This is a genomic window from Streptomyces sp. NPDC001941 (assembly GCF_040296945.1).
GTDB lineage: Bacteria > Actinomycetota > Actinomycetes > Streptomycetales > Streptomycetaceae > Streptomyces.
The window spans coordinates 1-21,573 of sequence record NZ_JBEOYE010000068.1; the positions used below are offsets into that span (position 1 = coordinate 1).

The 21,573-nt window shown below is 74.9% G+C and carries 18 protein-coding genes; 15 read left to right on the forward strand and 3 right to left on the reverse strand.

The window, feature by feature from the left end; all coding sequences use genetic code 11:
* From ispG to ABT160_RS33555, 4 genes are all read left to right on the forward strand, one after another.
* Window positions 1–772 (forward strand): flavodoxin-dependent (E)-4-hydroxy-3-methylbut-2-enyl-diphosphate synthase (gene ispG, locus ABT160_RS33540; RefSeq protein ID WP_351651724.1); only part of this gene is annotated, 772 nt, incomplete at its 5' end.
* Window positions 773–890: 118 nt separating this feature from the next.
* Window positions 891–1,736 carry a GNAT family N-acetyltransferase gene (locus ABT160_RS33545; protein ID WP_351651725.1) on the forward strand — a complete coding sequence of 282 codons (846 nt, stop codon included), beginning with the start codon at window positions 891–893 and terminating at the stop codon, window positions 1,734–1,736.
* A 56-nt stretch (window positions 1,737–1,792) separates the two neighbouring features.
* Window positions 1,793–2,341 carry a GNAT family N-acetyltransferase gene (locus tag ABT160_RS33550; RefSeq protein ID WP_351651726.1) on the forward strand — a complete coding sequence of 183 codons (549 nt, stop codon included), beginning with the start codon at window positions 1,793–1,795 and terminating at the stop codon, window positions 2,339–2,341.
* A gap of 73 nt (window positions 2,342–2,414) precedes the next feature.
* Window positions 2,415–4,115, forward strand: a complete 1,701-nt coding sequence (locus tag ABT160_RS33555) for a proline--tRNA ligase (protein ID WP_351651727.1) — start codon at window positions 2,415–2,417, stop codon at window positions 4,113–4,115.
* Window positions 4,116–4,171: 56 nt separating this feature from the next.
* Here the strand turns inward: ABT160_RS33555 and ABT160_RS33560 are convergent, their stop codons facing one another.
* Genes ABT160_RS33560 through ABT160_RS33570 form a run of 3 tightly spaced genes read right to left on the reverse strand, consistent with a single transcriptional unit; the run spans window position 4,172 to window position 6,026 of the window.
* Window positions 4,172–5,059, reverse strand: coding sequence for an aminoglycoside phosphotransferase family protein (locus ABT160_RS33560; protein ID WP_351651728.1), 888 nt, complete (start codon window positions 5,057–5,059; stop codon window positions 4,172–4,174).
* Window positions 5,060–5,094: 35 nt separating this feature from the next.
* Complete coding sequence (locus tag ABT160_RS33565) at window positions 5,095–5,511, reverse strand: ferritin-like domain-containing protein (protein WP_351651729.1); 417 nt, start codon at window positions 5,509–5,511, stop codon at window positions 5,095–5,097.
* On the reverse strand, window positions 5,508–6,026 hold the full coding sequence (locus tag ABT160_RS33570; RefSeq protein WP_351651730.1) for a hypothetical protein: 519 nt from the start codon (window positions 6,024–6,026) through the stop codon (window positions 5,508–5,510). Before ABT160_RS33570 ends, ABT160_RS33565 begins: the two co-directional genes overlap by 4 nt.
* Before the next feature lie 153 nt (window positions 6,027–6,179).
* Between ABT160_RS33570 and rimP the strand changes: the two genes are divergently transcribed.
* The 11 genes from rimP (at window position 6,180) to ABT160_RS33625 (ending at window position 21,570) form a co-directional block, all read left to right on the forward strand.
* Window positions 6,180–6,677 carry a ribosome maturation factor RimP gene (rimP, locus tag ABT160_RS33575; protein WP_351651731.1) on the forward strand — a complete coding sequence of 166 codons (498 nt, stop codon included), beginning with the start codon at window positions 6,180–6,182 and terminating at the stop codon, window positions 6,675–6,677.
* 2 nt (window positions 6,678–6,679) lie between these two features.
* Window positions 6,680–7,669 (forward strand): transcription termination factor NusA, encoded by a 990-nt coding sequence (nusA, locus tag ABT160_RS33580; RefSeq protein ID WP_351651732.1) that lies wholly within the window; start codon window positions 6,680–6,682, stop codon window positions 7,667–7,669.
* 126 nt (window positions 7,670–7,795) lie between these two features.
* Window positions 7,796–8,083, forward strand: a complete 288-nt coding sequence (locus ABT160_RS33585; protein WP_351651733.1) for a YlxR family protein — start codon at window positions 7,796–7,798, stop codon at window positions 8,081–8,083.
* A 149-nt stretch (window positions 8,084–8,232) separates the two neighbouring features.
* Window positions 8,233–11,295, forward strand: a complete 3,063-nt coding sequence (infB, locus tag ABT160_RS33590) for a translation initiation factor IF-2 (RefSeq protein WP_351651734.1) — start codon at window positions 8,233–8,235, stop codon at window positions 11,293–11,295.
* A 147-nt stretch (window positions 11,296–11,442) separates the two neighbouring features.
* Window positions 11,443–11,736 carry a DUF503 domain-containing protein gene (locus ABT160_RS33595; RefSeq protein WP_351651735.1) on the forward strand — a complete coding sequence of 98 codons (294 nt, stop codon included), beginning with the start codon at window positions 11,443–11,445 and terminating at the stop codon, window positions 11,734–11,736.
* A 46-nt stretch (window positions 11,737–11,782) separates the two neighbouring features.
* Window positions 11,783–12,238, forward strand: a complete 456-nt coding sequence (rbfA, locus tag ABT160_RS33600; RefSeq protein WP_351651736.1) for a 30S ribosome-binding factor RbfA — start codon at window positions 11,783–11,785, stop codon at window positions 12,236–12,238.
* Window positions 12,235–13,131 carry a tRNA pseudouridine(55) synthase TruB gene (gene truB / locus ABT160_RS33605; RefSeq protein WP_351651737.1) on the forward strand — a complete coding sequence of 299 codons (897 nt, stop codon included), beginning with the start codon at window positions 12,235–12,237 and terminating at the stop codon, window positions 13,129–13,131. The genes rbfA and truB overlap by 4 nt, the downstream gene beginning before the upstream one ends.
* 215 nt (window positions 13,132–13,346) lie before the next feature.
* Window positions 13,347–16,880: a S1C family serine protease gene (locus ABT160_RS33610; protein ID WP_351651738.1), complete on the forward strand. Its 3,534-nt coding sequence runs from the start codon at window positions 13,347–13,349 to the stop codon at window positions 16,878–16,880.
* A gap of 45 nt (window positions 16,881–16,925) precedes the next feature.
* Window positions 16,926–17,879 carry a bifunctional riboflavin kinase/FAD synthetase gene (locus ABT160_RS33615; protein ID WP_351651739.1) on the forward strand — a complete coding sequence of 318 codons (954 nt, stop codon included), beginning with the start codon at window positions 16,926–16,928 and terminating at the stop codon, window positions 17,877–17,879.
* 137 nt (window positions 17,880–18,016) lie between these two features.
* Window positions 18,017–20,089 carry an ATP-binding protein gene (locus tag ABT160_RS33620; RefSeq protein ID WP_351651740.1) on the forward strand — a complete coding sequence of 691 codons (2,073 nt, stop codon included), beginning with the start codon at window positions 18,017–18,019 and terminating at the stop codon, window positions 20,087–20,089.
* A complete protein-coding gene (locus ABT160_RS33625) occupies window positions 20,083–21,570 on the forward strand; it encodes a type 1 periplasmic-binding domain-containing protein (protein ID WP_351651741.1) in 1,488 nt (495 codons plus the stop codon). The genes ABT160_RS33620 and ABT160_RS33625 overlap by 7 nt, the downstream gene beginning before the upstream one ends.
* Window positions 21,571–21,573: the final 3 nt, after the last annotated feature.

The following is a 21,573-nucleotide window of genomic DNA, read 5'->3' on the forward strand; positions in this document are numbered from 1 at the left end:
GGAGATCGCGCGGGCCGCCAAGGACGCGGGCACCCCGATCCGCATCGGCGTGAACGCCGGCTCCCTGGACGCCCGGCTGCTGAAGAAGTACGGCAAGGCCACCCCCGAGGCGCTGGTGGAGTCCGCGCTGTGGGAGGCCTCCCTCTTCGAGGAGCACGACTTCCGCGACATCAAGATCTCGGTCAAGCACAACGACCCGGTCGTCATGGTCGAGGCCTACCGCCAGCTGGCCGCCCAGTGCGACTACCCGCTGCACCTGGGCGTCACCGAGGCGGGCCCGGCCTTCCAGGGCACCATCAAGTCCGCCGTGGCCTTCGGCGCACTCCTCTCCCAGGGCATCGGCGACACCATCCGGGTCTCCCTCTCCGCGCCCCCGGCCGAGGAGATCAAGGTCGGCATCTCCATCCTGGAGTCCCTGAACCTCCGCCAGCGCCGCCTGGAGATCGTCTCCTGCCCGTCCTGCGGACGCGCCCAGGTGGACGTCTACAAGCTCGCCGAGGAGGTCACCGCGGGCCTGGAGGGCATGGAGGTGCCGCTGCGGGTGGCCGTCATGGGCTGCGTCGTCAACGGGCCCGGCGAGGCCCGCGAGGCCGACCTGGGCGTCGCCTCCGGCAACGGCAAGGGCCAGATCTTCGTCAAGGGCGAGGTCATCAAGACCGTCCCCGAGTCCAAGATCGTGGAGACCCTGATCGAGGAGGCGCTGAAGATCGCCGAGCAGATGGAGAAGGACGGCATCGCCTCCGGCGAGCCCCAGGTCTCCGTCGCGGGCTGACACCCGCACCACGCGTCGAGGGCCCCGCCGCGAGGCGGGGCCCTCCGCCGTGTGCGGCGCCCGCCGGACGCGGCGGGTACAGTGCGGAGATCAGCAGACCGCATGGTGAGGCCCCCTCGTGTTGACGCAGACCACCACCCGGGTCCTCGACCCCGGCGACCTCGGCGCCGCGCTCGCCGTCCTGGAGAGCGCCCCCGTCGAGAACGCCTTCGTCACGTCCCGCGTCCAGGTCGCCGGACTCGACCCCTGGCGCCTGGGCGGCGAGATGTGGGGCTGGTACGAACACGGGCGACTGCGCTCCCTGTGCTACTCCGGCGCCAACCTGGTCCCCATCTGCGCCACCCCCGAGGCCGTCCGCGCCTTCGCCGAGCGGGCCCGCCGGGCCGGGCGCCGCTGCTCCTCCATCGTCGGGCCGGCCGGCCCGACCGCCCAGCTGTGGCGCCTGCTCGAACCCAGCTGGGGCCCCGCCCGCGACGTGCGCGCCCACCAGCCGCTGATGGTCACCCAGGAGCCGTCCGCCGACGTCGAGGCCGACCCGCTGGTGCGCCGGGTCCGCAAGGACGAGATGGACCTGATCATGCCCGCCTGCGTGGCCATGTTCACCGAGGAGGTCGGCGTCTCCCCGCTGGCCGGCGACGGCGGACTGCTCTACCAGGCCAGGGTCGCCGAACTGGTCGGCTCGGGACGCTCCTTCGCCCGCTTCGAGGACGGGCAGGTCGTCTTCAAGGCCGAGATCGGCGCCGCCACCGCGCAGGCCTGCCAGGTCCAGGGCGTCTGGGTGGCCCCCTCGCACCGCGGCCGCGGCCTGTCCGAGACCGGCATGGCCGCCGTGCTGCGCCACGCCCTCGCCGACGTCGCCCCGGTGGTCAGCCTGTACGTCAACGACTACAACGCCCCGGCCCGCGCGGCCTACCGCCGCGTCGGCTTCCGGGAGACCGGCGCCTTCATGAGCGTGCTGTTCTGAGGCGGCGTGCCGCTGCCGAGGTTCTGAAGCGCCCCCGCGAAAGCTAGGGTTCCGGCATGGATGACGTCGTGGTCGGCCCCCTTGACCTCGCGGCCCGGGTCGACGAGGCCCTCGCCGTACAGGCCCTCGCCTTCGGCCTGGGCGAGGACGAGGTCGCGGTGCGCCGCCACATCGTGGTCCGCCACCTGCTCAGCCCCGGCGCCCGGGCCTACGGCGCGACCACCGCGGACGGCCGCCTCGCCGGGTTCGTGTACGGGATGCCCAACGACCGCACCCACTGGTGGTCCACCGTCGTCGAGCCCTACCTGCGCAACACCGGCAGCACGTACTGGCTCCAGGACTCCTTCGTCATCACCGAGCTGCACGTCCACCCCGCCCACCAGAACCGGGGCGTGGGCCGGGCCCTGATCACCACCATCACCGACACCGCCGAGCAGCCGCGCTCGATCCTGTCCGCCATCGACACCGACAGCCCCGCCCGCGGCCTGTACCGCTCGCTCGGCTACACCGACCTGGCCCGCCAGGTGCTCTTCCCCAGCGCCCCCAAGCCGTACGCCGTGATGGGCGCGCCGCTGCCGCTGCTGCGGCGCGCGCACGGGAACTGATTTCCGCGCGCGGGGCCGCCCCGGCTAACCTCCTTGCACATCACCACACTTTCTTGCACGCAGGAGTACGCCCATGGCAGCCCAGGTCCAGCGCATGTCCCGGTTGATGGTCAAGACACTGCGCGACGACCCGGCGGACGCCGAGACGCTCAGCCACAAGCTGCTGGTCCGCGCCGGGTTCGTCCGCCGCAACGCCGCGGGCATCTGGTCCTGGCTGCCGCTGGGCATGCGGGTCCTGGAGAACGTGGCCCGGGTGGTGCGCGAGGAGATGGACGCCATCGGCGCCCAGGAGGTGCTGCTCCCGGCCCTGCTGCCCAAGGAGCCCTACGAGGCCACCGGCCGCTGGGAGGAGTACGGCGCCGAGCTGTTCCGCCTCCAGGACCGCAAGGGCGGCGACTACCTGCTCGGCCCGACGCACGAGGAGATCTTCACCCAGCTGGTCAAGGACCAGTGCACGTCCTACAAGGACCTGCCGGTGATCCTCTACCAGATCCAGACGAAGTACCGCGACGAGGCCCGCCCGCGCTCGGGCATCCTGCGCGGCCGCGAGTTCCAGATGAAGGACTCGTACTCCTTCGACACCACCGACGAGGGCCTCGCGCAGTCGTACGCGCTGCACCGCGAGGCGTACGTGCGGATCTTCGACCGGCTCGGCCTGCGCCACAAGGTGGTCTCCGCGGTCTCCGGCGCCATGGGCGGCTCGGCGTCCGAGGAGTTCCTGGCCCCGGCCGCGGCCGGCGAGGACACCTTCGTGTACTGCCCGTCCTGCGACTACGCGGCCAACACCGAGGCCGTCACCTTCGCGCTCGCGCCCGTCGACGGCGCGGAGCACCCGGCGGTGCGCGAGCTGGACACCCCCGACACCCCGACCATCGAGACGCTCGCCGCGCACCTGGGCGTGGACGCCTCGGCGACCCTGAAGAACCTGCTGGTCAAGGTGGACGGCGAGATCGTGGCCGTGGGCGTGCCCGGCGACCGCGAGGTGGACCTGGGCAAGCTGGGCGACCACCTGGCCCCCGCCACCGTGGAACTGGTCACCGCCGAGGACTTCGAGGGCCGCGACGACCTGGTGCGCGGCTACGTCGGCCCGCAGGGCCTGGACAAAGTCCGCTACCTCGCCGACCCGCGCGTCGCCCCCGGCACCGCCTGGATCACCGGCGCCAACCAGGCCGGCAAGCACGCGGAGAACGTGGTGGCGGGCCGCGACTTCGAGGTCGACGACTACCTGGACGTGGTGGTCGTCGAGGACGGCGACCCCTGCCCGTCCTGCGGCGCCGGCCTGAAGCTGGACCGCGCCATCGAGATCGGCCACATCTTCCAGCTGGGCCGCAAGTACGCCGACGCCTTCCAGCTCGACGTGCTCGGCCAGAACGGCAAGCCGGTCCGGGTCACCATGGGCTCGTACGGCATCGGCGTCTCCCGGGCCGTCGCGGCGCTCGCCGAGCAGACCGCCGACGAGCAGGGCCTGTGCTGGCCCGCCGAGGTCGCCCCGGCCGACGTGCACGTGGTGGCCGCGGGCAAGGCCGCCCAGACCGAGCTGGCCCTGTCGGTCGCGGAGCGGCTGGGCGCGGCCGGGCTGCGGGTCCTGGTGGACGACCGCGCGGGCGTCTCCCCGGGCGTGAAGTTCACCGACGCCGAGCTCATCGGCGTGCCCCGGATCCTGGTCGCCGGGCGCCGCTCGGCCGAGGGCGTCGTGGAGCTGAAGGACCGCCGCACCGGCGAGCGCGAGGAGCTCACGGTGGACGAGGCACTGGCCCGCCTCACCGCGAAGTAGCGGGTACGCGCAGGGGCCCGGGACGACTGCCGTCCCGGGCCCCTGCGCCGTACGCCCTACAGCCAGGCCGCGAACTCCAGCAGGACCTCCGCCTCCTGGGCGCGGCCCGCGGTCAGCGAGCGGGTCGCCGACTCCACCGCGCGGAACAGCGTCCAGCCCCGCAGCCGCTCCCGGTCCACCTCCAGGGAGTCCGCCAGCTTGTTCACCCTGCGGCGCGCCGCCGAGGACCCCGCCGACGCCGCGACCAGGTCCTCCACCCGGTCCCGCACCAGCCGCGCCAGGTCGTAGGCCCGCTCGCCCACCAGCGGGTCGGGGCCCACCGCGAGCCACGGCGCCCGGTCGCCCGCCAGCACCTTGCCCTGGCGGAAGTTGCCGTGCAGCAGGAACTCCTCGGACGCCGAGGCCACCAGCTCCGCACGGGCCGCCAGCGCCGCGTCGAGCAGCGCCGCCGCCTCACCGGCCCCGGCCCGCTCCATCGCCTCAGCCTGCCGTCCGGTGCGCCGCTCCACGGACTCGAAGCCGTGGCCCGCGGGCGGCTCCACCCACAGCCGCCGCACCGTCCCGGCCGCCTCCAGGAGCGCCTTGGCCTCCGGCAGCGAGCGCAGCGAGACCTCCGGGTGCAGCCGCTCCAGGAGCAGCCCGTCGTCGTCGAGCAGCCGGGCCGCCCCCCAGCCGTCCCAGCGCTCCAGCGCGGCCCGCTCCAGGTCCGGCGCGGCGAACCCGGGCGCCACCTTCAGGGCCGCCTGCTCACCGTCCGCACGGCGCACCAGCACCACCAGGCTGCTGCGGCCCCCGGGGGCCGTCACCCGTTCGACGTCGAGCCCGCGGCGCTCCACCTCGGCCCGGGCGAGCCCGGGCAGCGCGCCCAGCCACTCGTCCGCGGCGGCCTGCCCGTACGTCTGCCCGAGCGCCCGCACCAGTCGCTGTGGTGGTTCGAAAGCCATGCGCGCGTAGATCCCTCTCGTCCCTGATCGTCGGCTCAGCCCCGCTCGGCGAGCCCAGGAAAGGCTACGCCGCCGCCCCGCCAGCGGGCCGCCCGCACCGCTGCCTCGCGCAGCGCGCCCGCCGCGTCGCGCCGCAGCGGGCCCCGCGCGGCCCGCACCACGTCCGACCAGACGTCCGCGATCCGGTCCTCCAGGACCGCCGCCAGGCGCAGCGCGGCGGCCGCGTCCGCCACCTCGAACGGCAGCGCGTACGCCGCCGCCGACGCCACCGGCGCCCCGCCCAGGTCCCGCACCGTGCGCTCCAGCGCGTCCCGCCGGGCCCGGTGCGCGGCGTGCGCCGACTCCGCCTCGGCCCGCCGGGCGTCGCCGATCCGGGCGCCGACGACCCCGTACCCGTACACCGCCGCGTGCTCGGCCGCCAGGGCCGCCCGCACCGCCTCCAGCGCGCTCACGCCCGGCTCCCCGAGGTCAGCAGGTAGGCCTGGGCCGCGTTCGCCGCCGCCACCGAGGCCAGCAGCCTGGCCAGTTCGCCCGGCGCCTCGACCAGCGCCCGGGTCTGCGCGTCCGCGCTGCGCCGGGCGTGCGCCGCGAGCTCGGCCAGCGCCGCACCCGGTTCGGCGGCCACCGGCGGCGCGGGGGAGGGGGCCTTCGCAGCGGTGGGGGGCGCGGAGGGCGACGGGGAGGTGCCCGGTCCGGCGGGGGACAGGGCGCTCACGTGGGCGGCGGCCGCGTCCCGCAGCGGGCCCACCCGGGCCGCCAGCGAGGGGTGGGCGGCCAGCACCGCGTCGTACCGCGCCAGCAGCTCGCGCCCGGTGGCGCTCGCCCCGCGCCGCACCCGCAGCTCGGGCGGCTCCTCCTCCCGCGGGCGCGCGCCGGGGCGCCCGGCCGGCGCCGCGCACCCGGCGGCCAGGCCCGCCGCGGCACCCGTCAGCAGTGCGCGTCTCCGAATCCGCCCCGTGCGTCCCACGCGCCGCTCCTCACCACAGCTCGCCAAGATCACCGCAGGCGAGCGTACCCGTGGGCACCCCGGGGTGGACGGCAACACCCTCCGGGACCGGATACCCTTTGAACGAACACGCGACGAACCCACAACAGCACACGCGGCCGAGGAGTCACCCGGATGAGCACCACCCAGAGCGAGAGGCTGCGCGGTCTCGTCGAGCCCCTCGCCGGCACCAGGGGCCTGGATGTCGAGGAGATCGAGGTGTCCCGGGCAGGCCGCCGCAGGATGCTGAGGATCGTCGTGGACTCGGACGAGGGCGTCGAGCTCGACGCCTGCGCCGACCTGAGCCGCGAGATCTCCGCCGCGCTGGACGAGAGCGACCTGATGGGCGAGGACGAGTACGTCCTCGAAGTCAGCTCCCCCGGCGCCGACCGCCCCCTCACCCAGCACCGCCACTACGTGCGCGCCACCGGCCGCCTGGTGAAGTTCCAGCTCGCCGAGGGCGGCGAGCTGGTCGCCCGGATCCTGGCCGCGGACGAGGACGGGCTCGACGTGGAGGTGCCCGGCCTCAAGGGCCGCAAGCCCACCTCCCGGCGCCTGCCGTTCGCCGAGGTGGCCAAGGCGCGCGTGGAGATCGAGTTCAACCGCAAGGACAAGAAGGAAGAGGAGGCGTAGCCGTGGACATCGACGTGAAGCTCCTGAAGGGCTTGGCACAAGAGAAGGAGATCCCCTTCGACCTGCTGGTCGAGGCGATCGAGTCGGCCCTCCTCATCGCGTACCACCGCACCGACGGCAGCCGCCGCCACGCGCGCGCCGTGCTCGACCGGCAGACCGGTCACGTCACGGTGTGGGCGAAGGAGGAGGCGCACGACCTGGAGGAGGGCCAGGAGCCCAAGGAGTTCGACGACACCCCGTCGGACTTCGGCCGGATCGCGGCGACCACCGCCCGCCAGGTCATCCAGCAGCGGCTGCGCGACGCCGAGAACGACGTCACCTTCGGCGAGTACGCCCGCCGTGAGGGCGACGTGGTGGCCGGTCAGGTGCAGCAGGGCAAGGACCCCAAGAACGTCCTGGTGAAGCTGGACGACAAGCTGGAGGCCATCCTGCCGGTGCAGGAGCAGGTCCCGGGCGAGGAGTACACGCACGGGCTGCGCCTGCGCACGTACGTCGTGCGGGTGGCCAAGGGCGTGCGCGGTCCGTCCGTCACCCTTTCGCGCACCCACCCCAATCTGGTGAAGAAGCTCTTCGCCCTGGAGGTGCCGGAGATCGCGGACGGCTCGGTGGAGATCGCCGCCATCGCCCGCGAGGCCGGCCACCGCACCAAGATCGCGGTGCGCTCCACGCGCAGCGGCCTGAACGCCAAGGGCGCCTGCATCGGCCCGATGGGCGGCCGTGTGCGCAACGTCATGGCCGAGCTGCTCGGCGAGAAGATCGACATCGTCGACTGGTCGGACGACCCGGCCGAGATGGTGGCCAACGCCCTCTCGCCGGCCCGGGTCTCCAAGGTCGAGGTCGTCGACCTGGCCGCCCGCTCGGCCCGGGTCACCGTGCCCGACTACCAGCTCTCGCTGGCGATCGGCAAGGAGGGGCAGAACGCCCGCCTGGCCGCCCGCCTGACCGGCTGGCGCATCGACATCCGTCCGGACACCGAGCAGCCGGCCGAGTAGGTCCGGCCGGGCGGATTCGGGAATGGATCGCGCCGTCGTCACGTTGTGCGATGGCGAGATCACGACAACAGCCGTTCGATTCTTGCCCCGAAGGGGTGAGGTCGCCGCGGGGAGGTAGACTTCATCGTGTCTGGCCGGACGCACGCCCGCGCCTGCCCCGAGCGCACCTGCGTGGGGTGCCGGGAGCGAGCGGCCAAGGACGATCTGCTGCGCATCGTGGCGGAAGGGGACGCCTGCGTCCCCGACCCTCGCGGTACGCTGCCCGGCCGGGGCGCCTATGTGCACCCCGTTCCGGTCTGCCTCGACCTCGCGGTCCGCCGCCGGGCGTTCTCCCGGGCCTTCAAGGCCCAGGGGCCGTTCGACACCGTGGCCCTCCGCGGCTGGGTCGAGCACGCTGCGCAGGCAGCACCGTAAGAAGAGACGTACGCACGGAACACCGTGCGGTCAGGTACCTCGCGAGTTGGAAGTAGGTCGAGATTGCGATGAGCACTCGATGAGTACGCGATGAGTACGCCCATGAAGTAGCGACGGTCCGGCGGTAACCCGGACCTAAAAGGAGCGAAGTGGCTAAGGTCCGGGTATACGAACTCGCCAAGGAGTTCGGTGTGGAGAGCAAGGTCGTCATGGCCAAGCTCCAGGAACTCGGTGAATTCGTCCGTTCGGCGTCCTCGACGATCGAGGCGCCGGTTGTACGCAAGCTGACCGACGCGCTGCAGGGACCCGGTGGCAACGCCGGCAAGTCCGCAGCCAAGCCGGCCGCGCCCCGCAAGGCGGCGCCGGCCAAGCCCGCGGCACCGGCCCCCCAGGGCCAGGCCGCACGTCCCGCCGCGCCCAGGCCGGCGGCTCCCGCCCCGGCCCCCCGGCCCGCGGCGGCAGAGAAGCCCGAGGCGTCCGCCGCCCCGGGTCCCCGTCCCACCCCGGGTCCGAAGCCCGCGCCCGCGCCCAAGCCGGCGCCCGCGGCTCCGGCCGTCCCGGAGTTCACCGCGCCCCCGTCGGCCCCGGCCGCCGGCAACAAGCCGGCCGGTGGCGCGCCGGCCCCCGGTCCGCGTCCCGCGGCCCGTCCGGGCCAGCAGGCTCCGCGTCCCGGTGGCCAGCAGGCCCCGCGGTCCGGTGGCCAGGGTGGTGCCCCGCGCCCCGGCGGTCGTCCCGCCGGCCCGCGTCCGGGCAACAACCCCTTCACGTCCGGCGGCTCCACCGGCATGGCGCGCCCGCAGGCGCCCCGTCCCGGCGGCGCCCCGCGTCCCGGCGGTCCCGGTGCCCCCGGCCCGCGCCCGCAGGGCGCCGGCGGCGGCCAGGGCGGTCCCCGCCCGCAGTCTCCCGGCGGCCAGCGCCCCACCCCCGGTGGGATGCCCCGTCCGCAGGCCCCGCGTCCCGGTGGCGCTCCCGGCGGCAACCGCCCCAACCCGGGCATGATGCCGCAGCGTCCCGCTGCCGGCCCGCGTCCGGGCGGCGGCCCCGGCGGTCGTCCCGGTGGCGGCCCCGGCGGTCGTCCCGGCGGTGGCGGCGGCGGTCGTCCCGGTGGTGGCGGCGGCTTCGCCGGCCGTCCCGGTGGCGGTGGCGGCGGCGGCTTCGCCGGTCGTCCGGGTGGTCCCGGTGGCGGCGGCGGTGCCGGTCGTCCCGGTGGTGGCGGCGGCTTCGGCGGCGGCGGTGGCCGTCCCGGCTTCGGCGGCCGTCCCGGCGGCCCCGGTGGCCGTGGTGGCACGCAGGGCGCCTTCGGCCGTCCCGGCGGTCCCGCGCGTCGCGGTCGCAAGTCGAAGCGTCAGAGGCGCCAGGAGTACGAGGCCATGCAGGCCCCGTCCGTGGGCGGCGTGATGCTCCCTCGCGGCAACGGCGAGACCATTCGCCTGTCGCGCGGTGCGTCCCTCACCGACTTCGCGGAGAAGATCAACGCCAACCCGGCGTCGCTCGTCGCGGTCATGATGAACCTCGGCGAGATGGTCACGGCCACGCAGTCCGTGTCCGACGAGACGCTGCACCTCCTCGGCGGCGAGATGAACTACACGGTTCAGATCGTCTCCCCGGAGGAGGAGGACCGCGAGCTGCTCGAGTCCTTCGACATCGAGTTCGGCGAGGACGAGGGTGGCGAGGAGTTCCTCGCGCCGCGTCCGCCGGTCGTGACCGTCATGGGTCACGTCGACCACGGAAAGACCCGACTCCTCGACGCGATCCGCAAGACCAACGTGGTCGCGGGCGAGGCCGGTGGCATCACCCAGCACATCGGTGCCTACCAGGTCGCGACCGAGGTCAACGAGGAAGAGCGCCGCATCACCTTCATCGACACCCCGGGTCACGAGGCGTTCACCGCCATGCGTGCCCGCGGTGCGAAGTCGACCGACATCGCGATCCTCGTGGTGGCGGCCAACGACGGTGTGATGCCCCAGACGATCGAGGCGCTGAACCACGCCAAGGCGGCCGACGTGCCGATCGTGGTCGCGGTCAACAAGATCGACGTCGAGGGCGCGGACCCGACCAAGGTGCGCGGTCAGCTGACCGAGTTCGGCCTGGTGGCCGAGGAGTACGGCGGCGACACCATGTTCGTCGACATCTCCGCCAAGCAGGGTCTGAACATCGACAAGCTGCTGGAGGCCGTGGTCCTGACCGCGGACGCCGCGCTCGACCTGCGGGCCAACCCGGAGCAGGACGCGCAGGGCATCGCGATCGAGTCCCACCTCGACCGCGGCCGTGGTGCCGTCTCCACCGTCCTGGTGCAGCGCGGTACCCTCCGCATCGGCGACACGATGGTCGTGGGCGACGCCTACGGCCGCGTGCGGGCCATGCTCGACGACAAGGGCAACAACGTCGACGAGGCGGGTCCGTCGACCCCCGTCCTGGTCCTGGGTCTCACCAACGTCCCGGGCGCCGGCGACAACTTCCTCGTCGTCGACGAGGACCGCACGGCCCGCCAGATCGCCGAGAAGCGCGCGGCGCGCGAGCGCAACGCCGCCTTCGCCAAGCGCACCCGCCGGGTGTCCCTCGAGGACCTCGACAAGGTGCTCAAGGCCGGTCTGGTCCAGGAACTCAACCTCATCATCAAGGGCGACGCGTCCGGTGCGGTCGAGGCCCTGGAGTCGTCCCTGCTCCAGCTGGACGTCGGCGAAGAGGTCGACATCCGCGTCCTGCACCGCGGCGTCGGTGCGGTCACGGAGTCGGACATCGACCTGGCCATGGGCTCGGACGCCATCGTCATCGGCTACAACGTCCGTGCGGCCGGCCGTGCCGCGCAGATGGCGGAGCGCGAGGGCGTCGACGTCCGGTACTACTCGGTGATCTACCAGGCCATCGAGGAGATCGAGGCGGCCCTCAAGGGCATGCTCAAGCCCGAGTACGAGGAGGTCGAGCTCGGCACGGCGGAGATCCGCGAGGTCTTCAAGTCGTCCAAGCTCGGCAACATCGCCGGTGTCCTCATCCGCTCCGGCGAGGTCAAGCGCAACACCAAGGCGCGCCTCGTCCGTGACGGCAAGGTCATCGCCGAGAGCCTCAACATCGAGGGCCTGCGTCGCTTCAAGGACGACGTCACCGAGATCCGTGAGGGCTTCGAGGGTGGTATCAACCTCGGAAACTTCAACGACATCAAGGTCGACGACGTCATCGCGACGTACGAGATGCGCGAGAAGCCGCGCGTCTGATCGCAGCGCCGGTCCGGGGCCGGTCGGCCGGATTCCCTGCGGGGAATTCCGGTCGATCGGCCCCGGCCGTTGCGTGTACGGTTCTGATGTCCCTGCCAAGACCCGGCGGGGCCCTCTAACCCGTACCGGCGGGACATCCGGACACAGATGTATGTGGGGACGCTGTCCTTCGACCTGCTCCTGGGCGACGTGCACTCGCTGAAGGAGAAACGCTCCGCCGTCCGGCCCATCGTGGCCGAGCTCCAGCGCAAGTTCGCGGTGAGCGCGGCGGAGACCGGAAACCAGGACCTGCACCGCCGCGCCGAGATCGGCGTGGCCGTGGTGGCCGGGGACACCGGACACCTCACCGACGTACTGGACCGGTGCGAGCGCCTCGTCGCCGCCCGGCCCGAGGTGGAGCTGCTTGCCGTGCGGCGGCGGCTGCACACCGACGAAGATTGACCGTGCAAGACCGAATTGCACAGCGCAAGAAAGAGGAGACGGACCAGTGGCCGACAACGCGCGGGCGAAGAAGCTGGCGGACCTCATCCGGGAGGTGGTGGCGCAGAAGCTGCAACGCGGGATCAAGGACCCCCGCCTGGGCACGCACGTGACCATCACCGACACCCGGGTCACCGGGGACCTGCGGGAGGCGACCGTCTTCTACACGGTGTACGGCGACGACGAGGACCGCAAGGCCGCCGCGGCGGGCCTGGAGAGCGCCAAGGGCATCCTGCGCTCGGCGGTCGGCGCCGCGGCGGGGACGAAGTTCACCCCGACGCTGGCGTTCGTCGCGGACGCCCTGCCGGAGAACGCCAAGACGATCGAGGGCCTCCTCGACAAGGCGCGGGCCTCCGACGCCAAGGTGCGCGAGGCGTCCTCGGGCGCCGCGTACGCCGGTGACGCCGACCCGTACAAGAAGCCCGGCGAAGACGACACCGACGAGGACTCCGCTTCCGAATGAGTCAGAACAAGACGCCCGACGGGCTTGTCATCGTGGACAAGCCGTCGGGCTTCACCTCGCACGACGTCGTCGCGAAGATGCGCGGGATCGCCAGGACCCGCCGCGTCGGCCACGCGGGGACGCTGGACCCGATGGCGACCGGCGTGCTGGTGCTGGGCGTGGAGCGGGCCACCAAGCTGCTCGGCCACCTGGCGCTGACCGAGAAGGAGTACCTGGGCACCATCCGCCTGGGGCAGGACACGGTCACCGACGACGCCGAGGGCGAGTTCACCTCGTCCACCGACGCCTCCGGGGTGACCCGCGAGGCCGTCGACGCGGGCGTGGCCAAGCTGACCGGCGCCATCATGCAGGTGCCGTCCAAGGTCAGCGCCATCAAGATCGACGGCAAGCGGTCGTACGCGCGGGTGCGCGGCGGCGAGGAGTTCGAGATCCCGGCCCGCCCGGTGACCGTCTCCTCCTTCCGCGTCTACGACGTGCGCGAGGCCGTGGCCGAGGACGGCACCCCGGTGGTCGACCTGGTCGTCTCGGTGGTCTGCTCCTCCGGTACGTACATCCGCGCCCTCGCCCGTGACCTGGGCGCCGACCTGGGCGTCGGCGGGCACCTCACGGCGCTGCGCCGCACCCGGGTGGGCCCCTACGGCCTGGACGCGGCCAGGACCCTGGAGCAGCTCCAGGAGGACCTCGCCGTGATGCCGGTGGCCGAGGCCGCCGCCGCCGCGTTCCCGCGCTGGGACGTGGACGCGCGCCGCGCCGGGCTGCTGCTGAACGGGGTGCGCCTGGACATGCCGGCGTACGAGAAGTCCCCGGTGGCCGTCTTCGGCCCCGAGGAGCGCTTCCTGGCCCTGGTGGAGGAGCAGCGCGGCAAGGCCAAGAGCCTCGCCGTGTTCGGCTAGTCCGCCGGTTCACCGGCCCGTGTGACGGGTGCGCGGGGTGGTGCGTCCGCCCCGCGCCGCCCCGTCGCCGCTGCCCCGTCCGGGGCTCCGTCATCCGCCGCGCCCCCGGGGTTCACCCCCACGGGCGGGCGCTCGGAGCGAACCGGGGGAGTACAGGGGGGCGCTTTCGTCCGGCGTCCTTCTGCCGCTGATCAGCGCCGACCTACCGTCGAGTCATGGGACGCGGGGACCGGACGACGCTGGTGCGGATCTGCGATCTCGCGGGGCGGCCGCGCGGCACCGGCTTCCTCGCGGACGACCGGGGCACGGTCCTCACCAGCCACGAGGCGGTGGACGGGCTGGCCCGGGTGGTGCTGCACGCGCCGGGCGAGCGCACCTGCCTGGCCGGGGCCGACGCGGTCACCGCGCTGCCCGGCTGCGGGCTCGCGCTGGTGCGCACCGAGGGCCTGGGCGGCCGGGCGCTGCCGGTGGCGGCGCGCACCGAGGTGGCCGCCGGGGCGTACGTACGGCTGCCCGCCCGCGGCTGGCGCGAGGCGCGGGTGCTCGGGCCCGCCCAGGTGACCTACACCGCCACCGACCGCTTCCACCTGCTGCCCGACGCCCTGGAGCTGGCGATCGGCACCGACGGGGCGGAGGCGCTGCGCCTCGGCGGCGACGCGGCCGGCGGCCCCGTCGTGGACGCCGCCACCGGAGCCGTCATCGCGGTCCTCGGCACCGCCTTCCACGGCGACCGGCACGCGGCGGGCTTCGCCGTCCCGCTGGCCGCCGCGGCCGCCCGGGACCCGGACGGGCCGCTCGCCGAGCTCCTGCGGCACAACGCCGCGACCGTGCCCGCCTACGGCGAGGACCTCAACCTGGCCGGCGTCCTGGAGCTCACCGCCACCACCACCGGCGCCGTCGGCGGTCCGAGCCCCTGGCCCGATCCGGTCGAACGGCCCGACACGGCCCGGGAGTTCGCCTCCTTCACCGGATCCGGGGCACTGGTCTGCGCGCTCGCCGGGGAACCCGGCACCGGCCGCACCACCGAACTGACCGCGCTGGCCGCCCGCCGCGCCCGGGGCCCCGCCCCCGCCCCGACCCTCTGGCTGCGCGGGGCCGACCTGCGCCCCGCCGACGCCTCGCTGGCCTGCGCGGTGGCCCGGGCGCTCGGCCAGGCGGGCCGGATCATCGCCGCCTCCGGGGCGCGCGGCGACATGGCGTACGCCGGGCCCGAGCGGGTCGCCCGGCTCGCTCGGCAGGCCGGGCGCCCGCTGCTGGTCCTGCTCGACGGGCCCGAGGAGATGCCGCCGGTGCTGGCCCACCGGCTGCCGTCCTGGACCGCCGGGACCGAGCGCTGGCTGCGGGCCTGCGGGGCGAAGCTGGTGGTGGCCTGCCGCCCCGAGCACTGGGAGCAGGCCGGGGCCCTCTACCCCGCCGACGTACTGCACCGGCCCGGGCGCGGGGCGCCCCGGCTGCCGCCCGCGCTGGCCGTCGGCGACCTGCCCGCGGACGCCGCGGAGCGGGCCCGCGCGCGCTACGGGCTGCCCGAGGACGCCCTGGCCCGGGCGGACGCCCGCCACCCGCTGGCGCTGCGGCTGCTGGCCGAGGTGCGCGAGGCGCTGCCGGAGCGGGTGCCGGGCAGGCCCACCCGCGAGGAGGTGTTCGCCGCGCACCTGGACCTGGTGTGCCTGCGGGTGGCGGTACGGGTCGCGGCCGCCTCCCGGCCCGCCGTGCGCGGCACCGCGGTGCGCCGCCTCGCCGCCCGGGTGGCCGGGCAGGTCCACGAGGCGGCCCGCCGCTGCCTGGGGCCCGGCCAGGGCGAACTGGACCGGGAGTCCTTCGAGGAGGTCTTCCCCTGGCGCACCGGCTGGGCCCCGGCCGTGCTCACCGAGGGCCTGCTGGTCCCGGCCGGCACCGGCTACCGGTTCGCGCACGAGGAGCTGGCCGACTGGGTGCAGGGCGCCCACCTGGACCTGGACGCGGCCCTGCACGCGCTGGTGCACCGCTGGCACGAGGGCGCCCCGGTGCGGCTGCCCTCCCGGCCCGGCGCGCCCCGCCCGGCCGGCGGGCACGTGCCGCCGCCCCCGGGTGCCCACGCGGCGCCGGGCGGGGACGGCGCGGGGCGGGGCGCCCTGCCGGTGCCCCGGCACCGGGTCGGGCCCGTCCTGCAGGCCCTGCTGCTCCTGGAGCGCGAGAGCGGCCCGTCCGCCCTGGCGCGCCGGCTGACCGGCCTGGTGGAGGGCCTGGACCGGCTGCACGACCGGTGCGACGACGCGGCCTGGTGGGGTGCCCGGCTGCTCGGCGGGACACTGCTGCGGCTGCCCGAGCCGCGCACCCAGCTGCCGGTGCTACGGCTGCTCGCCGACCGGGTCGCGGTGCGCGGCCCCGAGCCGGGGCCCTACCGCCCGTTCGGCCCGTGGTTCTGGCGGGAGCTGCGCCTGGGCGAGGACGACCGCCTCGACCTGCTGCGCCGCCTGGTGCCCGCGGACGCCGCGCCCGGCGAGGGGGAGGGGCCGCGCTACCTGGACCTGGTGGCCGAGCTGCTCGCCGGGGCGCCGCGCGGGGTGCAGCCGCTGCTGTGCCGCTGGTTCGGCGACGCCCGGCCGCTGCCCGCGACGCCCGACGCCACGGTCGCCGCCGCCGCGCAGGCGCTGCTGTACGCCCGCAGGGGCCTGGCGGTGGACGACCTGTGCGAGGCGCTGGTGGCCACCGCGCACCCGCGCGCCGACGAACTGCTCGCCGCGCTCGCCGAGGACGAGCCGTCCGCGCTGTGCCGGGCCGTGGACCGCTGGGCGCACGACGACGGCCGCCCCGAGCGCCGGGTCGCCGCCGCCGCGTACGGCCCGCTGGTCGCCCGGCACGTCACCACCGACGCCGACCGGGAGCTGCTGCGCTACGCGGCCCTGGCGCTGCTGTCCCGGCCCGGCGACCCGGCCCTGCACGGCCCCGCCCTGGCCCTGCTGGTGCGCGACCCGGCCACCCGCTCGCGCCACCTGCCCCGCGCCCTGGCCGGGCTGCGCACCGGCGAGGTGCCCGCCACCGCGCTGGCCGCCGCGCTCACCACCCACCCCGAGCCGGTGCTCGCCGCCTTCCACGCCCGGCTGCGGGTGTCGCGCGCGGCCGGGGCGCAGGTCCTGGACGCCCTCGCCGAGGTGCGCACGCCCGCGCTGGCCCGGCGGGCGGCGGCGCTGGTGCGCGAGTACGTCGAGGTGTGCCCGGAGGGCGCCGAGCACGCCGCCGGCTACGTCGACCGCCGCCTCGAACACGGCCCGTCCGCCCGCGCCGTGCTCTTCCCGCTGGTCACTGGGCTGCTGCGGGGCAGTCCGGTGGAGGTGCGGCGGTCGCTGGCCCCGGTCCTCGCGGCGCCCGGCACGCGCGCCTCGCGGCCGCTGCGGGCCGAGCTGCTCGACGTACTCCTGGAGCACGAGCAGTACGAGTCGCGGGACCTGGCGGTCCTGGACGCGCTGCTGCGGGCCGCCGCGCTGGGCTGTGAGCGGCGCGCCGAGGCCCGCACCCGCGACCTGGTGCACCGCACCGGGGTGCTGCTCGTGCGCACCCCGGAGGGCGCCGGCTGCTTCGACCGGCGCCTGGTGGAGCTGGCCGGGGAGCTGCCCGCGTTCGCCGCGCTGCTGCTGCGCTGGCTGGACCTGGCGCCCCAGGAGTGGGCCGCGCTGGTCGGCCCGGGCGCGCGGCGGACCGTCGAGACGCTCGTCACCCCCATGCCGATGCGAGCGGCCGGGCGCGGGCATGGCAGTCTTAGACCTGCGTAAGCAGGCAGACGGAAAACCAGGGAAACGGTTCGAGGAGCGGACACAGTGCAGCGCTGGCGTGGCTTGGAGGACATCCCCGAGGACTGGGGACGCAGCGTCGTCACCATCGGGTCCTACGACGGCGTGCACCGCGGTCACCAGCTGATCGTCGGGCGGGCCGTGGAGCGCGCCCGCGAGCTGGGCGTCCCCGCGGTCGTCGTCACCTTCGACCCGCACCCCAGCGAGGTGGTGCGCCCCGGCAGCCACCCGCCGCTGCTCGCCCCGCACCACCGGCGCGCGGAGCTGATGGCCGGGCTCGGCGTGGACGCCGTCCTGGTGCTGCCCTTCACCGCGGAGTTCTCCCAGCTGTCCCCGGCGGACTTCATCGTGAAGGTCCTCGTCGACAAGCTGCACGCGCGGGCCGTCATCGAGGGCCCCAACTTCCGCTTCGGCCACCGGGCCGCGGGCAACGTCGCCTTCCTGTCCGAGCTGGGCGCCACCTACGACTACGAGGTCGAGGTCATCGACCTCTCGGTGAGCGGCGAGGCGGGCGGCGGCGAGCCGTTCTCCTCCACCCTCACCCGCCGCCTCGTCGCCGAGGGCGACATGGCGGGCGCCGCCGAGATCCTGGGCCGCCCGCACCGGGTCGAGGGCGTGGTGGTGCGCGGCGCGCAGCGCGGCCGCGAACTGGGCTTCCCCACCGCCAACGTGGAGACCCTGGCGCACACCGCGATCCCCGCCGACGGCGTGTACGCGGGCTGGCTGACCGCCGACGGCGAGCGGATGCCCGCCGCGATCTCGGTCGGCACCAACCCCACGTTCGACGGCACCAGCCGCACCGTCGAGGCGTACGCCATCGACCGCGTCGGCCTGGACCTGTACGGGCTGCACGTGAGCGTCGACTTCCTCGCGTTCGTGCGCGGCATGGCGAAGTTCGACTCCATCGAGGCGCTGCTGGAGGCCATGGCGGACGACGTCAAGCGCTGCCGCGAGCTGACCGAGGCGTACGACAACCGCTGACCCCCGCCCCGCACACACGGCCGGATCCGGTCCACGACCGCTCCATGGATGACCCAATCCGCTTGCGGGACGGGGTATTTCACGCATCCTTGTGAGTGGTGCTACCGGTTTTCCGGCAGTGGGCTTCGGGGGGTGCTGTGCCGGGGGAGACAGCGAGGGCGTCCCACCGCGACGTCGCGGTGCGGGAGTTCGTCAGGGAGCGGCTCGACCGCGCCCCGGGCACGCGCGTCGACGTGCCCGTCACCCTGCTGCTCGGCGCCCGCGGCAGCGGCAAGACCGTGCTCCTGGACCACCTCGCGCACTGGGCCCGCCGGGTGCCCGTCGCCCATCTGGACCTGGAGCTGCGCGGCCGGCGCAGCAGCCGGGTCCTCGAGGTCCTCGCCGAGGTCGCCTTCGGCCTGAACGCGCAGAAGCAGGGCATACCGCGCGTCGACTTCCCCTCCTTCGGCCTGCTGCTGATCGCGGTCGGGCTGCGGGTGGACGCGGCCGACCGGGAGCGGGCCGTGCACCAGATGCGCGAGGGCCTGGCCGAGGGCACCGGCTCGCCGGGCTTCCAGCGCTTCCTGGAGGAGACCCTGGACAGCGTCGCCAACGCCCTGGCGGTGCCCAGCTGGGTCTCGGCGGCGCTGCGGCTGCTGCCCACCTGGGAGCGCGGCTGGGGGCGGCTGCGCACCCGGCTGCGGCTCAACCGGCTGCGCGAGGGCGCCGGTTCGCGCTCCACCGCCGACTTCCTGGTCGGCCTGCACCGGCACTACAACGAGCACGGCACCGACCGCGAGCGCCAGCAGGCCGAGCAGGTCCTCTTCGACGCGTTCCTCGCCGACCTGCGCCTCGCCTACACCAGCCGGGGCGGCAACCGGCGCCGCACCACCCGCTGCGCCGTCTTCCTCGACAACGTCGACGGCCCGCTCGGCAGCGCCTTCCTGGAAGGGCTCCTGGAGGCCCGCGAGCGCACCGGGCTGCCCGATCCGCTGCTCGTCGTCGCCACCGCCCGGGCCCGCCCCGACGCGCTGGCTCGCCGCGAGGAGCAGGGCCGGCCCATCGGCGGCTACCTGGCCAGCTGGCCGCAGCCGCGCCAGTTCGCGCCCGTGCGGGTCGGCGGGCTCGCCGTGGGCCTGCTGCGCGACCTGGACCGCGACGAGGTGACCCGGCGGGCCGAGGACGCGCTGCCGCCGCCCGGGCCCGGCGTGGGCGCGGCGGTCGTGCTGCCGCCGGTGGAGGACAGCGAGCGCTGGCTGGGCTGGCTGGCCCAGGAGCTGACCGGCGGCCACAGCGCCGGGACCGCCGCCGTGCTGGACGCGCTGGGCCGATACGCGCCCGACACGCCCTGGGAGGAGCGGCTGCGCAGCCTCTTCGAGCCGCCCGGCACCCTCGCCGAGGACCTGCTGGCCCGACTGCTGCCCGGTGGCCTCGCCCCCGAGCTGGCCGACGCGCTGATGCGCGCCTCGGCCGCCGTGGACCTGGGGCAGGCCGCCGCGGCCGAGGGGTTCGTCGGCCACCCGGGCACCGCGCTGCGCTCGGCGTTCACCGACTTCTCCTCCGACGTGCTGCGCACCCAGTACGTGGGGGCCGGGACGGGCGGACCGGACGCGGTGGCCGGGGAGGCCCGGGGCCTGGGCCCGCTGCACCCGCTGCTGCGCTTCCTGCTGCTGCGCTCGCTGGCCCGCGAGCGCACGCCCGGCGGCGACTGGGACGCCGCGCACGGCGCGCTGGCCGCCCGCGCCCGCAGCAGGCCCGGCGAGGAGTGGCTGGTGGCCTACCACCAACTGGCCGCCGGGGACCTGGAGTCGGCCGCCGCCTGGCTCTACGCCAGCATGCGCGAGGGCGGCGCGCGGGCCTGGTGCGCGGACCTGTGCCGGATCCGCCGGGCGCCGGTGCGCACCCCGGGCGGCGCCTTCGTGGGCGCGCCGCGCGCCATGTACGACGCGATGGTGCGGCCGGTGCTGCGCTCCCACGCGGTGCGCGAGGAGCGCGAGAAGGCGGTGGTGCGGCTGCTCGCGGCCAGCTGGATCAGCGCCGAGCCGCGCGACGACCCGGCGACGGACCGGGTGGGCGACCCGTACCGCAATCCGCTGTGCGACCCCTTCGCGCAGCTCTACCCGGACATCAGCGCCCAGTTCCTCAACCTGCACGGCCTGGTGGACGATCCGCGCGACCAGTTCGTGTTCCTGCAGAAGGCGGAGCAGTACAGGAGGAAGCCCTGGTGGTGAACGACGACGACTACCGGCCGCCCCGGCGGCGCAGGCCCGCCTGGCTGCTCGCGCTCCTCGCTCTGGTGCTGGTGGCGGGGGCCGCGGTGGGGGTGCCGTACTTCCTGGACCGCGCCGACGTGTGCGGGGAGGGGGTGCGCAAGGAGGGCCCCAAGGACGAGTGCGTCGGCGTCACCGACGGCCGCTACGTCTTCGACCCGGCGCTCGCCGGGATCAGCGGCAAGATCGCGAAGGCGAACAAGGACGTGAAGGACTCCGGCAAGCCCTGGGTCTCCGTCGCCTACCTCCAGCCGCTCACCTTCGGCCCCGACGACAAGGGCAAGGACAGCGTCCGCGAGGAGCTGGAGGGCGCCTACCTCGCCCAGCGCGCCCTCAACTCCCACCGCGAGGGCGGCGAGGGCGACGTCCCGCAGATCCGGCTGCTGCTCGCCAGCCCCGGCGCGGGCGCCGCCCAGTGGCAGCCGCTGGTGAAGCGGATCCTGGACATGCGCGGCGGCGACGACCGCGTGGTGGCGGTGGCCGGGCTCGGGCAGAGCCTGGACACCACGCTGGCCGCCGTGGGGGCGCTGCGCGCGGCCCGGATGCCGATGATCGGCTCCACCGTGACGGCGGACAGCCTCAGCGACCCCGCGGTGGCGGGCTTCTTCCGCATCGTGCCGCCCAACGCGCAGGAGGCGTCCGCCGCGGCGAAGTACCTCAAGGGGGGCCAGCGGCCGGGGCAGCGGGTGCAGATCATCAAGGACCGCAACGCCTCCAACATCTACGCCCGTTCGCTGTACGACGGGTTCGTGAAGGCCGCCGACCGGCTCGGACTGGCCCGGGACAGCCGCGAGTTCCCCTTCGAGTCGGGCACCGACGGCGTGGAGAACGCCATGGCCTCCATCGCCGACAAGGTGTGCGACCAGCAGGTGAAGCCGCAGGCGGTGTTCTTCGCCGCGCGCGGCCGGGAGCTGCGCACCTTCATCGAGGCGGCCCAGGCCGGCGGCCGCGTCTGCCCGGTCACGCTGCTGACCGGGGACGACGCGATCGGCATGTTCTACGACATCCCGCTGGACACCGAGCGCGCCGCCCGCGACCTGTTCGACCGGCGCTGGAAGGCCAGCGGGGTGACGGTGCTCAACACCGCGATGGCGCACCCGGCGATGATCCCGCTCACCAGCTCCTTCGTCGCGGACTACCGCAAGGCGTTCGGCGGCGAGCAGGAGCTGCAGAACGGCCTGGCCATGCTCGGCCACGACGCGCTGCTCACCGCGGGCAGTGCCATCCGGGACGCGGCCGGCGACGGCAAGAGCCGGGTGACCCCGGAGAGCGTCATCAACATGCTGCTCCAGCTGAGCGACACGGACGCGGTGGCCGGCCTGACCGGGACGATCCGGTTCGGCCAGGACTCCGGCGACCCGACCGACAAGACGCTCGCGCTGGTGCAGCTGACGTCCGACCCGAAGCAGACCTACCACCACGTCAGGGTGATCACCCCGTAGCGG